Source organism: Micromonospora jinlongensis (genome assembly GCF_013410645.1).
Taxonomy (GTDB): Bacteria; Actinomycetota; Actinomycetes; order Mycobacteriales; family Micromonosporaceae; genus Micromonospora; species Micromonospora zamorensis.
On the sequence record NZ_JACCHK010000001.1, the window covers coordinates 4,422,875 to 4,436,074 of the forward strand.

Consider the following 13,200-nt stretch of genomic DNA (forward strand, 5'->3'; position numbering starts at 1 on the left):
AATGTGAGGCACCGACCGCTGTGGGTCGTCTGCCTCGGCCCTTCCCTCACGCGAGGCGCCCGGCGGTCGGTTGCAAAGGAGTCGATGCCGGTGGCAACCATGCCCCCTCATCGTCACGGCCTGAACACGTCTGCTCGGCCAGGTGGCCTGCGCCGCGGCGTCCACCGTCTGCTCGTCCTGGTCGCCGCCGCCGCAGTCGGCGCCGGTCTGCTCGCCGCACCGGCTCACGCCGATCCGACGGTCGACGAGATCGAGGCGCAGATCGACAAGAAGTGGGAGCAGCTGGAGCCCACCATCGAGCAGTACAACAAGGTCCGGGCGCAGCTGAAGGTCAATCGACAGAAGTCGGCGGATCTGCAGAAGAAGATCGCGCCGCTGGCGCTCCAGAGCGAGCTGGCGCTCAACCGGGTCGGCGACCTCGCCTCCCGCTACTACATCTCCGGGCCGTCGCACGACATCGGCTCCCTGCTGGTCAGCGTCAAGCCGGACACGCTCGCCGAGCAGCTCACCGTGCTCGATCGGCTGGCTGCGCAGGAGCGCAAGGAGGTCGAGGGCGTGCTGGCCGTGCGGGCCAAGTACGACGGCGAGAAGCAGAAGCTGGACGAGCTGATCGTCACGCAGACCAAGCAGCAGAACGAGCTGGCGGCCAAGAAGAAGCAGATCGACGCCGAGATCAAGCAGCTTGAGGCGTCGATGCCCAAGACCACGGTCAAGACCGAGGGCTGCCCGACAATCAACGGTGTGACCAGCACGGCTGCCCAGAAGGCGATCAAGACCGCCTGCCAACAGGTCGGTGATCCGTACGTCTGGGGCGCCACCGGGCCGAACTCGTTCGACTGCTCGGGCTTGACCCAGTACGCCTACAAGTCGGCCGGGATCTACCTCACCCACCACACGGGTGACCAGTGGAACGAGGGCAAGGCGGTTGCGCGAGCCGACGCTCGCCCCGGTGACCTGGTCTTCTTCTTCTCCGGGCTGAGTCACGTCGGGCTGTATCTGGGTAACAACCAGATGGTGCACGCGCCACGTGCCGGCAAACCGGTGCAGGTGTCCAGCATCAACACCATGCCGGTCGCCGGGTTCCGCAGACCTGGCTGATCCAGATCACGCACTGACGGCCCCCGGTCACCGACCGGGGGCCGTCGTTGTTCGTCAGCGGGGCGCGCCCACCGGGGAGGGCAACAGCTGCACGTCAGCGAGATCGACGTACATGATCCGGTGGCCGAACTGGATCTGCGCGTAGCGGTTCTTGCCGCGGATCACCGTCCAGTCGCCCGGCGACGAGCCGTCGAACGTGCTGGCCCGGTAGTACTCGCCGGCCAGCACCGCGCCGACGGCGTACCGCTGTCCGGCGGCCAGGGTGTACTGCAGCGGCGAGATCGTCTGGTAGGGCACCCCGTCCGGGTACGCCGCCTGTTCCGGGTACGCCCGCCCGTACACGGGGATGGTCGTTTTTCCGGGTTTCGGCGTGGCCACGACGCCGACGGTCCAACTGGCGGTCGGCGCGGACGCCGGGTTGTGGAACCAGGCCCGCTGCCCGAGATACCAGATGGCGGTCCAGTCGCCCTGCCGCCCGGCGAGCGCGTACGTCTGCCCGGCGGATGCCCGGGCCCCATGGTCCGACACCTCCATGGTGTTCGGGGTGCCGTCGGGGCGCAGGGCGATGTCGTTGACAAGCGGCGCGTCTGCGGACGGCGCGCTGTGCAGGATCACCGACGAGGAGCCGCGCGGCGTGCACGGCACACCAGGGGTGACGCACCCGACGAACGCCGGCTGGTTGGTGGCGTAGTCCGGGTCGATCCGGACCAGCCCGGTGGCCGGGGTGCCGGTGTCCAGCCGAGGTGCGTGCAGCAGGTCGAAGTAGTGCGTCCAGTCCCAGTAGGGGCCCGGGTCCCAGTGCATTCCCCGCACGGTCGAGGCGACGGTGCCGGGCACGTTGTCGTGGCCGATGATGTGCTGGCGGTCCAGCGGGATGCCCAGCCGCAGCGCCAGGTGCCGCACCAGTTTCGCCGAGGTCCGGTACATCGCCTCCGTGTACCAGGTGCCCTGCGCGGCGAAGCCCTCGTGTTCGAGACCGATCGACTTGGCGTTGACGTACCAGTTGCCCGCGTGCCAGCCGACGTCCTTGGTCTTCACGTGCTGGGCGATGTGCCCGTCGACGGAGCGCAGCGAGTAGTGCCAGCTCACGTAGGTCGGGTCCTGGACGAGTTGCAGGGTCGTCGCCCAGCTCGCCTCGGTGTCGTGGATGACGATGTACTCGATTTTCTGCCGGGCGGGCCGGTCGGAGAGGTCGTGGTTGCCGTAGTCCCCGTCGCCGAACGCCTCGTAGGGCGCCGGGATCCACTCGCAGGAGACGGTGCGCGGGCACTCCAGCCCGTCCGGGCGGGCCAACCGGCGCAGGCCCAGCCGGTCCAACCAGGAGCGCTCGGGCTGTACCGCGCGTGCCGGCAGGGTGATCCGCTGGCCGTCGTCGGTCACCCGGGACTCGCCCGCGGCGATGGTCGTGAAGACCTCGTCGGCGAAGGCCGCGGCGGCGTCGGCGCTGTCCGCACCGGCGTAGCGGGCCACCGCGCCGTACCAGGCCGCCGGGTCGGTGTCCGCGCCGACCGGCGCACCCAACTCCCGCTGGTACGCGCTGAGCAACGCGGCCCCACCCCGGATGTTGACCGCCGCATCGGTGCGCAGCGCCTCGGGGGTGGCACCCGTCAGTGCGGCCGCCGCGTCCACGGTCTGCAACGCGGCGGCGGTCGGTGCGGGGGCCTCGACGGGTCGGGGTGCGGGCACGCGGGAGGGCCGGGAGTCGTCACCGCGTGGGTCCTCGGCGCCGGCGTCGTGGTGGCCGCGCCCGGGTAGAGCGGTCACGTGGCGGGCGTCGGTCAGGTGCATCGGGCCGTAGCCGCCACTCGTGCTCGGTGTGCCGGCGTTGCTGTCCCAGCGGGACTCCAGATAGGAGACGCCGAGCAGCACGCCCGTCGGCACGCCGTACTCGGTCGCCGCGGTCGCGTACTGCTGCTGGCGATCGGCGGTGGGTGCGGCGGTGGCGGCCGTGGAGAGTGGCACCGCGCTCGCGGCGGCGACGACGGTCGTGGCGAGCAGTGCGCGCCAGCCGGCCGACACTGTTGGATGGTGCATCGAACCCCCTAGATTCTCGCGGGTAGAGGTCAGGTCACCATCGCGCCGCTGGAGAGTCCGCGTCAATACCTTTCCATCTATCGACTTGTTCAGAAAGAAATCTTCATACACGGTCGGTGACCCCCATCCGATCGGTACGGAGTGTCACGGCCGTACGGGTTGCGGATCGGTAACGGGCGTCTCTACTCTGGTCATTTGTCGGCCCGACAGCAGCTCTGCCCATCCCGGGCGGTAACGGACCGACACCGCCGAGTCGTTTCCGAGCGAACCGGGGACCCACGTCCCTCGGGGTGAATCCGCAGCCACTGCGGTAGGGCGCCGACTTCCCGCCCGAACCCGTCAGCTAACCCGGTAGGCGGTCAGGAAGAAGGAGTACGGAACCCCGGTGGCACTCCATGCCCCGCGGCCGTCGTCCGAGCGGTCGGCATTCGCCGTCCCGACGTCGATCGTGCCGCGCCCACGCTGGTCCCGCTTCACCACCGCTCTCGCCGCACTGGTCGGCGTCGCCGTCGTCCTGACGGGCAGCGCCACGGCCGCCCACGCCGACCCGTCCGTCGCCGAGATCGAGCGCCAGATCGACGCCGACTGGAACACACTCGAACCCATCATCGAACGGCACAACGCCACCCGGGCCGACCTCGCCGCCAAGCGCAAGCAGGCGGACGCGCTGGCCGCCCGGATCGCCCCGCTGGAGCGGCAGGTCGACGCCGCGATGGACAAGGTCAGCGCGCTGGCCGTGCGCGCGTACAAGGGCGAGACCGTCTCGACCGTCAACGCGATGCTCGGCAGCCGGTCGCCCAGCGAGGTGGTCAGCCAGCTCGAAATGCTCGACCGGTTCGCGCACAACCAGCAGCAGGACGTACGCGAGGTCGCCGACCTGCGCGACGAGCTGGCCGCGCAGAAGGCGCCGCTGGACGAGATGGTCGCCCAGCTGGCCCGCACCGAGGCCCAGTTGGCGGCCAAGAAGAAGCAGATCAACGAAGAGATCGACCGGCTGCAGAAGCTGCGCCTCAAGGTGTACGGCAACGGGGGCGGCGGTCCGCTGCGTCCCGCGCCCTGTCCGGCGAGCTACCCCGGCGGCGCCGCCGGCACGGCGGTCAAGTTCGCCTGCGCGCAGATCGGAAAGCCCTACGTGTGGGGTGCCGAGGGCCCGAACTCGTACGACTGCTCGGGTCTGATGTTGGCCGCATGGGCGAAGGCCGGGGTGTCGTTGCCGCACAACGCCGCCCAGCAGAGCCGCGTCACCAAGGATGTCAGCAAGGCTGACCTGCGCCCCGGCGACCTGGTCTTCTACTACAGCGACATCCACCACGTCGGCATGTACGTCGGCAACGGCTGGGTGGTGCACGCCTCGCAGGCCGGCCAGCCGGTCAAGATGAAGAAGGTCGACGACGGCCCGATCCACAGCTACGGCCGCCCAGGCTGACCCCGGGTGACCAGGAGGGCCCGTCGCGATCCGTCGCGGCGGGCCCTCGTCGTCTGACCGTCGTGCCTCAGCCCGTCAGCGGGTGGGCCAGGTGCGCCAGTGCTGCCAGGCGCGGCTGGGCGTCGGCCCCCGCTGGCCCTGGTAGCGCGAGCCGTAGACCGCTGAACCGTACGGGTGCTCGGCCGGCGAGGAGAGCCGGAAGATGCAGAGCTGCCCGATCTTCATGCCCGGCCAGAGGGTGATCGGCAGGTTCGCCACGTTGGAGAGCTCCAGCGTCACGTGACCGGAGAACCCCGGGTCGATGAAGCCGGCGGTGGAGTGTGTGAGCAGCCCGAGCCGGCCCAGGGAGCTCTTGCCTTCCAGTCGGCCGGCGAGCTGGTCGCCCAGCGAGATGACCTCCAGCGTCGAGGCCAGCACGAACTCGCCCGGGTGCAGCACGAACGGCTCGCCGTCTGGCACCTCGACCGCCGACGTCAGGTCGTCCTGCTGCATCGCCGGATCGATGTGCGTGTAGAGGTGGTTGTTGAAGACCCGGAACAGCCGGTCGAGTCGGACGTCGATGCTGGAGGGTTGGACCAGGGTGGGCTCGAACGGCTCCAGGCCCAGCGTGCCGGCCTTGAGCTCGGAGACCAGGTCGCGGTCGGAGAGCAGCATCGGACCACCATAGCTGTTGTCGAAAGTGCCAGGATTCGGTGCCGATGACCAGCGCGTCGAGGTCGCTGCTCGTACATTTGTTCGATAGAATGCCCACATGGCTTCCTGGTCCGAATTCGCCGCCGACGAGCCCCGACTCGCCGACGGGATCCGCGTTCTCCTCCAGCAGTACGGGCCAGGCTTCGGCTACCTGGCCACGGTCCGCGCCGACGGCGGGCCCCGGGTCCATCCGGTCTCCCCGGTCATCACCGACGAGGGCTTGTTCTGCTTCATCGTCGACTCTCCGAAGCGCCGCGATCTCGAACGCGACGGCCGTTACGCGCTGCACTCGTTCCCTCCGGAGGAGAGCGACGACGAGGCGTACGTGGCGGGTCGCGCCCGTCCGGTGACCGATCCGCTCCAGCTCGCACGGTTGGCGCAGGGTGCCCGGGCGGAGCCGCAGGTCGACTGGCGGTTGTTCGAGTTCACCGTCGACGTGGCGATGTTGGCCCGCCGGGAGCAGCACGGCCTCGGCGTCGCCGTCGGTGGGCCGGAGGTGCAGGTGTGGCTCGACCCGCTGGCCCCGGCCGCACCTTCAGCCGTACCGCAGGCTCGCCCGGCCCGCCGCAGCCGCAACGTCCAGTGTTCGGCCGCCTGAGTCTGGTCCTGGGGAGAAAGACACCGGTGCCGGCCCCGTCGTGACGGGGCCGGCACCGGTCGTACGCGGGGAAGTTACGCCGCGCGGTACGCGTTCCACGCGGTCAGCATCCGGCTGGCCTGCCCGGGGGTGAACTGGTACATGCACGAGTCGTAGGTGTAGTCCATGAAGTTGGTGATCGGGTCCAGCCCGGTCGCCGAGCAGGTGTTGCGCCCGGTCGGGCACTGGTAGGCCGGCGACGCCTCGGCCGGGGTGTCGCTGACGCTGTCACCCGAGCCGCCGCACCCGCCCTGGAAGGTGTGGTAGAGGTTCAGCCAGTGGCCCACCTCGTGGGTGCCGGTGTCGCCCTGGTTGTAGTTGGTGGCGGTGCCGCCCGGCAGTGACTCGTTCAGCGCGACCACGCCGTCCATGCTGCTCAGGTTGCGCTGCGGGAAGGTCGCCCAGCCCAGCAGGTCGTTGCTCAGCTCGCCGAGGTAGATGTTGAGGGTGTTCTTGCCGCCCACCCGCAACGAGGACTTCATCGAGCGCTCCGCCGACGAGCCCTGCACGATCGGGTACCACGACGGGTTCGTCACCCGGTTGATCTTGTCGAGTCGGAAGGCGAACGCGGTGACCGCTCCGCCGGTCGCACCGGCGTAGGCCTGGTTGAGCACGGTGATCTGCGAGGTGATCATCGAGTCGGGGATGTTGCCGCCGGCCCGGGTGCTGTTCTCCTGGATCACGTGCACCACCACGGGGATGGTGACCGTGGCCAGCGCCGTCGCGCCGGCGCCGGTGCGGAAGTTGGCGCGCTCGCGCAACGCAGCGGCGAGGTCCGCGTCCCGCTCGCGGACCTGCTGCGCGGTCAGCTCGTTCGGGTCGTGCTTGGCCGCGGCACCGGGCTTGATCCGGGCGTTGGAGTGGCTGTCGGCTGGCTCCACGCAGGCGCCGCCGGGCGCCGCGGAGAAGGCCGAAGCGGCCGGAACGACGCCCACCGCGGCGGTGCTGAGCAGCAGCGCGAGGGTCGTCGACGCGACACCGGCGGCACGCCGGGTCAGCAGGTTGGGACGGGGTCCCATGGGCCCACCTCTTTCTGGCGGCGCGGCAGGGAGTGTGTCACGCCGTGGCTGGCAACGTGTGGCAGACGTTACAACCCATCGACGCATTTGAGAACGGCCATATGTTGCCGTCCGGAAACTTCTTCCTGGGCGCCTGGCGTGGCGGGCTCGCGGGGGTGCCTGGGTGCACCGGATCGACCACTCGGGTACAGTGGTGCCGCCTGCGGGTGTAGTTCAATGGCAGAACATCAGCTTCCCAAGCTGACAGTGCGGGTTCGATTCCCGTCACCCGCTCCACTGCGAAGGCCCTGGTCAGGACGCAAGTCCCCGCCAGGGCCTTCGACGTTGCTGCGGCCGCTACTGGTACGCGGACCTGCCCATCCTGTGCATCGCGAGCCATCCCGCCGCAAGAGACAGCACCATCGCTCCCTGTTGGGGCGCGATCAGCCAGAACCACTCTTCGTCGCGGTAGAACAGGACCAGCTGCGCCGTCGACAGCAGAGCAAGACCGGCAGCGCCGAAATAGCCAGCGAAGACAGCTCGGGGCAGGTTGGCCGCCCGCCCCCATGCCCGTTCGCTGGCGCGTTGGCCTTTCACGCCGACCAGGATCACGGCATAGGCGAAGACAACCGCTCCCGCGCACCCGATGGCGGTGATGACGGCCCCGACGATTGCTCTAACCAGCACTCGGCGAGACTCCCACAGCCGTCAAGGGACCCCAGGCGGTGACCCATTCGTTCCTTCCGGTTTCCGGGGAGGATCAGGAGCGGGGCCTTGCGTTGTGCAGTCTGATGCCGCTGAAGCCGACCGAGCTGTTGATCACTACGTCCCAGAAGGACCAGAGGTTGTCCAGCACGCGCAGCTGGATTCCCGCCTCGGCGTGGCACCGCAGCAGATCACCCACCGGCTCGGGAGGACCGAGGGGTGTGACGGGCTCGACTGCCACGAGCGCGTGTGGTTCGGGAGCGCCGAAGGGTTGGAAGCGATCGGCTGGTAGCCGGTACGCGAACAGTCGCGCCCTCTGCATCGCTTCCAGCCAGCCGTACTCGATCGCGTGGACTCGCTCGCCGCAGCCCGCTCCGACGACGCGATCACGATCCGCCAGAGAGGTGGTCGGCAGCACCCAGGCCATCGCCCGGGGGCACTGGCGCGGGAACCAGTAATCGGGAGCCCGATCCTGGTCGACGGCCCACACGTACGCGCCCGGTTGCTGAGCGGTCGCGGCGACATGCGGAACGAACCGCGTGATCGTCGGATCTTCCGAGAAATGCAGCACTTGCCCAGGCTCTGGTCGCATCTGGTCGTTCCTACCTGGGAGCGGTGCTCAGCTCAACTACATTCGGGCAGCCTCCGGTCGCGCTCCGAACTCAGCGTCGCCGGAATGCCGGCACTCGAAAACCGCTCTTCGACGGAGGTGGCCTCCCAAACGGTTGCTCCCGATCACCAAGGGCGTCCGTTAGTGTCCGCTCTGGAGGTGGTCCGTGTTCACCGAAGCTTTTCCGATCGTGACGACACCTGACCTGCCACGACTGATCGGGTTCTACCGGGATGTGGTCGGCTTCGAGCTGACCTACCGGTTCCCGGACGAGGGCGTTCCGGAGTTCGTCGCACTCCGACTGGGCAACAGCGAGCTGGGCCTGGCCGCGAATCCGGAGGCCGGCGGGCCGGCCGAATCGCACCGCTGGGAGCTGTGCGTCTACGCCGACGACTGCGACGCCGCCGTGCACGCCCTGCGCTCGGGCGGTGCCACGGTCACCGAGGAACCGGTCGACCAGCCGTGGGGGGAGCGATCCGCCCGGGTCACGGACCCCGACGGCAACCGCATGCTGGTGCTGTCCCGCCTCGCTTAGGGCCTGCACAGATCTTGGACAGTTTCCGTTCAGGCGTAACGGAAACTGTCCAAGATCTGAGGCGCCAAACGGTCAGCGTCGCCAGAACAGGAGATGGGTGACTCCGCTGGCGCTGGGCACCGACTCGAGGTGGAAGCGGTCGAGAAGTTCGTCGGGGCTGTCCCACAAGCGCTCACCCCGGTCGAGGTCCACGGGCGCGACGGCGATGTGCATCGTGTCGACCAGGTCGGCATCGAGGAACTCGCGGATGGTGGCGACCCCACCACCGAGGCGTACGTCCCGACCGTCGGCTGCCTGCTTCGCCCGGGCCAGCGCCTCGGCCGGGCTGGCGTCGAGGAAGTGGAACGTGGTGTCGGACAGCGTGAACGACGGGCGTTCGTAGTGGGTGAGCACGAAGACCGGCGTGTGGAACGGCGGGTTGTCCCCCCACCAGCCCTGCCAGTCGTGGTTCTCCCAGGGGCCACGCTGAGGGCCGAACTTGTTGCGACCCATGATCTCTGCGCCGATGTTGCACTCGGCGTCGCGGGTCAGATAGTCGTCGAGGCCGCGAGTGCCGCCGGGCTCGGTGCGATACACGAAGCTGGCGGTGGCGGCCCGCCAGGAGAACAGCGGGTTGGGGTCCGCGTGGCCGAAGGGCCGTTCCAGGCTCTGCCCCTCGCCGGTGCCGAACCCGTCGCGCGACACGTTGAAGCACTGCACCCGCAGCAGTTGCGGCATCTTCATCTCCTCCTGGAACGACGGTGTCACCTGGTCACCGTCGGGCCGCCGCCGCTGCCCCGATCGTCGAGCACGAGTGGGGCGCGACCGTTCACCTCGTACCGGATGTGGGTGACCTGCGGGGTGTGCAGGACGCGGGTCGGCGTCAGTTCGATCGCCTCCTTGTCGCCGAGGTCGAGGTCCGCGTCGAACAGTCGCAGGCCGGTGCCGAGCACGACCGGTACGACGTGCAGCTCCAACTCGTCGAGCAGCCCCGCCTTGACGACCTGCCGCACCAGGCTGCCGCCTCCGGCCACGGCGACGTTCTTGCCGCCGGCTGCGGCGCGCGCCTGCTCGACGGCACTGGCCACGCCATCGGTGACGTAGGTGAAGCTGGTGCCTCCGCCCCGCAGGAGAGTCTGGCGGGGGCGGTGCGTGACCACGAAGACCGGCGCCCGGAACGGCGGCTCCTCGCCCCAGGGCACCTCACCGCCGTCGGCCATCCGGCGCCCCATCACGTACGCGCCGGCGGCCCCGAACGACTCGGCGATGACCTCGGAGTTGGTGTCCTGCTCACCACCGGCGAGGCCCTGTCGTTCACGCCACGCAGACGCCTCGGTCGCCCAGCGGGTGATCCGGAAGAACCCGGCGCTCTCCGCCGAGTCCATCCAGTTGCCGTCGCCCTCGAACCGTGGGCCGGCGTAGAAGCCGTCCACCGACACCGACAGCTGTGCGGTCACCTTGGTCATCGCGCTGGTCCTCTCCTCGGTCACACCCCCGACGGGTGCAGCTCGCCAAGGGGTCGGAACCGAACGGAGGACCCCTACCGGAGAGCAGTGTGACGTGCGTCACCCGCTGGCTCGGCCAGGTACCAGGTTCCGGCGTGTTCCGGGTCGCGGGACCAATGCATCCGGGGCAACTCCTCCGGGCGGGGCCGCCAGTCCCGGTAGGGCGCGAGGGCCACCCGCCAGGCGATCACCATGAAGACGTAGAAGCCCGGGCCGGCCAGCCAGAGCAGGGCGTCGCGTCGCCGATAGGAGGCGTACGGCGCGAGCCACGCGGTCGCCGCCATCGGCAGTGCGATCGCACTGAGGTCGGCCATCGGCCCGCTACCGAACCGGGACTCGAACAGGTCGCGGAGGAGGAAGGACGGGACAACCACCGCGAGAGTCATGGCCACCGTGCGGATCGTGCGCCAGCGGCGATCCCGTGGTACGCGGGCAGCAGGCGCTTCGGCGGGCATTCCCGGAGGGTACGACTTGACCGCAACCGGTGGATCGACAACCAGTGGTGGTGCTGTCCCCGGCTAGGCTGGCGATCATGCGGATTGGCATCGTCATCCTGCCGGACCAGCGGTGGGCGGAGGCACAGCGTCGGTGGCGGCAGGTGGACGAGTGGGGCTTCGACCACGCCTGGACGTACGACCACCTGGGTTGGCGGGACCTGGTCGACGGCCCGTGGTTCGACTCGATGGCCACGTTGACCGCCGCCGCGACGGTGACCTCCCGGATCCGGTTGGGCACCCTGGTGGCGTCGCCGAACTTCCGGCACCCGGCGGCGTTCGCCCGGCAGATCACCACCGTGGATGACGTCTCCGACGGTCGGCTGCTGCTCGGCCTGGGCGCGGGTGGCATCGGCTTCGACTCGGCGGTGCTGGGCGGCGAGACGTTGCCGCCGCGTCAGCGGGTGGACCGGTTCGCCGAGTTCACCGAGCTGCTGGATCTCGTCCTGCGCGAGGACGGCACCACCTGGCGTGGTGAGTGGTTCGCGGCGGTGGACGCCCGCAACAACCCCGGCTGCGTGCAGCAGCCCCGGGTGCCCTTCGTGGTGGCCGCCAACGGGCCGCGATCGATGCGGCTGGTGGCCCGGTTCGGTCAGGGTTGGGTGACCACCGGCACCGATGCCGACGACGTGTCGGGCTGGTGGGACACCGTGTCCGCGCTGTCCGCGCGGATGGATCGCACGCTGGAGGAGGCCGGCCGGGATCCGGCCACTCTGGACCGTTACCTCTCGCTGGACGCGGCGCCGGTGTTCTCGCTCAGCAGCGCGCAGTTCTTCGCCGACCAGGTCGGTCGGGCCGCCGAGCTGGGCTTCACCGACGTGGTGACGCACTGGCCGCGCGCCAGCAGCTGGTACGCCGGCGACGAGGCCATCCTGGCGGACGTGGCGACGCGGTTGCTGCCCGAGCTGCGCGGCCAGAGGTGACCTCGTCAGGTGCCGAGGTCGCCGCTGGCGACTCCACCCTCGCCGCCGGAGACCAGTCGCAGACGTAGGCAGACGATCGGGCTGTCGTCGTCGACCGGCGTGCCGAGCCGCGCCCAGTAGGCGGAGTGCCCGGCGCGCCACTCCTCGATCGAACGGTCGCCCTCACCCTCGGCGCGGGCGAACTCCCACGGCACGTCACCGAAGCGGACCACCTCGACTCCAGTGATCTCCACGACGCCGGCCAGCGCGTCGCCGTCGTCGACCAGGGCCAGCCGTTCCCCGACCTGCTCCAGCTCCTCGCCCTCTTCCGCATACTCGGCGAGCCGGCCGGCCGTCGCGGTCTTCACGCCGGCCAGCACGAGGGTGTTGAGGGTCGCCCGCAGCTCGCCGGGGGTGCCGAGGGCAAGGGTGCGCAGTTCGCCGATCCGAGGCCACATCCTGCCGAGGCTAGGCCAGCGCGCCCCGTACCGCCGCCGCATTGCGCCGGGGCGCTGCTCAGATCAGTTGACCCGCGTAGCCGGCGGCGGTGAGCAGCCGCTCGTCACCGGTCGCCGCGTGCGCGTCCAGCACCGCGTCGGCGAGCTTGACCACGTGCTCGTCGCCGTGCCGAGCCGCTCGGGCGAAGACCTCCGCCGGGGTCGCGGCGGCCACGGTCGGTGGTGCGATGCCGTCGGTTGGGGCGTACACCGAGGTCATGGCCGCCGTCGCGGTCCAGGCCGCGGCGAGGCTCGGCGCCCACAGCGCCCGGTCCAGGGCAGGCAGGGTACGCAGCACCGCGGTCGGCGCGGTGACCGCGTGCACCAGCATGACCGGCGCGGCGTGCCCGAAGCGCAGGTAGTCCAGGCCGGCGCGGTGCACCAACGTGGTGAGCCCGCGCTTCGCCTCGTCCGGGCTCCGCGCGGGGCGCAGCGCCGCGAGCGCCGGCTCCCACCGGGGTACGCCCGGCAGTTGGACCAGCCGATCCCGGACGCCGCCGGTCTGGTCGTCGATCCGGGGCAGCCCGGCCAGCGCGGCGTCCACATCCATCTGCTCCCAGCCGGCCGGGTGGCCGTCGAGAACACGGTCGGTGCCGGGGATCGGCTGCCAGCGGGCCGCCCAGTAGCCGAGGGCCTGGGCCAGTTCGGTGAGCCGAGGTGGGTTCGCGTCGTCGGTTTCGAGGACGCGTACGGCGTGCCCGACCCGGATCACCCCGTGGGTGGCGCCGGCGGCGATGCCCGGCAGCAGGCGGGGCCACCAGGTGCCGAGCACGTCGCGCCACGGGTGTTCGCGCAGTTGCCGGTCGAAGTACGCCAGCCAGTCACCGGCCCGCTTCGGATCGCCCAGCGCCGCTCGCCAGTCGTCGATCGGGTGCACCCCCCGGGGCAGTTCGTCGAGTCGGCCGAGGTAGTCGTCGAGCCAACGGTGCACCTGTCCCTGGTGCCCGTTTCGGGTCAGCGCTTCGACGGCCATCGGTCCGTGGTTGGAGAGCCACCCCTCGTATTCGGGGCCGGTGCGATGCAGTCGTTCGTACGCCTCGTCGAGAATGCCGTCACTCATGCATCGATCGTCGGACGTGAACCGAGG

At 70.1% G+C, this 13,200-nt stretch carries 15 protein-coding genes, 1 tRNA gene and 1 riboswitch; of the genes, 6 read left to right on the plus strand and 10 right to left on the minus strand.

All coding sequences use genetic code 11. From position 1 onward, the window contains the following. Window positions 1-84: 84 nt before the first annotated feature. Complete coding sequence (locus tag HNR22_RS19665; RefSeq protein WP_179781573.1) at window positions 85-1,098, plus strand: C40 family peptidase; 1,014 nt, start codon at window positions 85-87, stop codon at window positions 1,096-1,098. Between the two features lie 54 nt (window positions 1,099-1,152). Here the strand turns inward: HNR22_RS19665 and HNR22_RS19670 are convergent, their stop codons facing one another. After that, window positions 1,153-3,132 carry an N-acetylmuramoyl-L-alanine amidase gene (locus HNR22_RS19670; protein WP_179781574.1) on the minus strand — a complete coding sequence of 660 codons (1,980 nt, stop codon included), beginning with the start codon at window positions 3,130-3,132 and terminating at the stop codon, window positions 1,153-1,155. Between the two features lie 236 nt (window positions 3,133-3,368). Beyond that, a riboswitch (cyclic di-AMP (ydaO/yuaA leader) is annotated at window positions 3,369-3,504 on the plus strand. 13 nt (window positions 3,505-3,517) lie between these two features. Here HNR22_RS19670 and HNR22_RS31890 point away from each other — a divergent pair. Then, window positions 3,518-4,558, plus strand: coding sequence for an NlpC/P60 family protein (locus HNR22_RS31890; RefSeq protein ID WP_179781575.1), 1,041 nt, complete (start codon window positions 3,518-3,520; stop codon window positions 4,556-4,558). 75 nt (window positions 4,559-4,633) lie between these two features. Here the strand turns inward: HNR22_RS31890 and dcd are convergent, their stop codons facing one another. Then, window positions 4,634-5,212 carry a dCTP deaminase gene (dcd, locus tag HNR22_RS19680; RefSeq protein ID WP_179781576.1) on the minus strand — a complete coding sequence of 193 codons (579 nt, stop codon included), beginning with the start codon at window positions 5,210-5,212 and terminating at the stop codon, window positions 4,634-4,636. Window positions 5,213-5,309: 97 nt separating this feature from the next. Here dcd and HNR22_RS19685 point away from each other — a divergent pair, with 97 nt between their 5' ends. Beyond that, window positions 5,310-5,849 carry a pyridoxamine 5'-phosphate oxidase family protein gene (locus HNR22_RS19685; protein WP_179781577.1) on the plus strand — a complete coding sequence of 180 codons (540 nt, stop codon included), beginning with the start codon at window positions 5,310-5,312 and terminating at the stop codon, window positions 5,847-5,849. A 74-nt stretch (window positions 5,850-5,923) separates the two neighbouring features. Here HNR22_RS19685 and HNR22_RS19690 read toward each other — a convergent pair whose 3' ends face one another. Next, window positions 5,924-6,907: a zinc metalloprotease gene (locus tag HNR22_RS19690; RefSeq protein ID WP_179781578.1), complete on the minus strand. Its 984-nt coding sequence runs from the start codon at window positions 6,905-6,907 to the stop codon at window positions 5,924-5,926. Between the two features lie 202 nt (window positions 6,908-7,109). Here HNR22_RS19690 and HNR22_RS19695 point away from each other — a divergent pair. Next, window positions 7,110-7,183, plus strand: a tRNA-Gly gene (locus tag HNR22_RS19695). Window positions 7,184-7,243: 60 nt separating this feature from the next. Here HNR22_RS19695 and HNR22_RS19700 read toward each other — a convergent pair. Beyond that, window positions 7,244-7,573 (minus strand): hypothetical protein, encoded by a 330-nt coding sequence (locus tag HNR22_RS19700; RefSeq protein ID WP_179781579.1) that lies wholly within the window; start codon window positions 7,571-7,573, stop codon window positions 7,244-7,246. A gap of 73 nt (window positions 7,574-7,646) precedes the next feature. Continuing rightward, window positions 7,647-8,162: a DUF6886 family protein gene (locus HNR22_RS19705; RefSeq protein ID WP_343059881.1), complete on the minus strand. Its 516-nt coding sequence runs from the start codon at window positions 8,160-8,162 to the stop codon at window positions 7,647-7,649. 229 nt (window positions 8,163-8,391) lie between these two features. Between HNR22_RS19705 and HNR22_RS19710 the strand changes: the two genes are divergently transcribed. Continuing rightward, on the plus strand, window positions 8,392-8,736 hold the full coding sequence (locus HNR22_RS19710; RefSeq protein WP_231927181.1) for a VOC family protein: 345 nt from the start codon (window positions 8,392-8,394) through the stop codon (window positions 8,734-8,736). A 72-nt stretch (window positions 8,737-8,808) separates the two neighbouring features. On the opposite strand, the gene HNR22_RS19715 is transcribed toward HNR22_RS19710, so the two are convergent. From HNR22_RS19715 to HNR22_RS19725, 3 genes are all read right to left on the minus strand, one after another. Beyond that, window positions 8,809-9,483, minus strand: a complete 675-nt coding sequence (locus HNR22_RS19715; RefSeq protein ID WP_343059882.1) for a dihydrofolate reductase family protein — start codon at window positions 9,481-9,483, stop codon at window positions 8,809-8,811. Further along, window positions 9,480-10,181, minus strand: coding sequence for a dihydrofolate reductase family protein (locus tag HNR22_RS19720; protein ID WP_179781581.1), 702 nt, complete (start codon window positions 10,179-10,181; stop codon window positions 9,480-9,482). The genes HNR22_RS19715 and HNR22_RS19720 overlap by 4 nt, the downstream gene beginning before the upstream one ends. A 74-nt stretch (window positions 10,182-10,255) precedes the next feature. Further along, complete coding sequence (locus HNR22_RS19725) at window positions 10,256-10,612, minus strand: hypothetical protein (RefSeq protein ID WP_179781582.1); 357 nt, start codon at window positions 10,610-10,612, stop codon at window positions 10,256-10,258. A gap of 140 nt (window positions 10,613-10,752) precedes the next feature. On the opposite strand from HNR22_RS19725, the gene HNR22_RS19730 reads away from it, so the two are divergent. Then, window positions 10,753-11,637: an LLM class flavin-dependent oxidoreductase gene (locus HNR22_RS19730; RefSeq protein WP_179781583.1), complete on the plus strand. Its 885-nt coding sequence runs from the start codon at window positions 10,753-10,755 to the stop codon at window positions 11,635-11,637. A gap of 5 nt (window positions 11,638-11,642) precedes the next feature. On the opposite strand, the gene HNR22_RS19735 is transcribed toward HNR22_RS19730, so the two are convergent. After that, on the minus strand, window positions 11,643-12,074 hold the full coding sequence (locus tag HNR22_RS19735; RefSeq protein WP_179781584.1) for an ASCH domain-containing protein: 432 nt from the start codon (window positions 12,072-12,074) through the stop codon (window positions 11,643-11,645). 58 nt (window positions 12,075-12,132) lie between these two features. Then, a complete protein-coding gene (locus HNR22_RS19740) occupies window positions 12,133-13,173 on the minus strand; it encodes a questin oxidase family protein (protein ID WP_179781585.1) in 1,041 nt (346 codons plus the stop codon). Window positions 13,174-13,200: the final 27 nt, after the last annotated feature.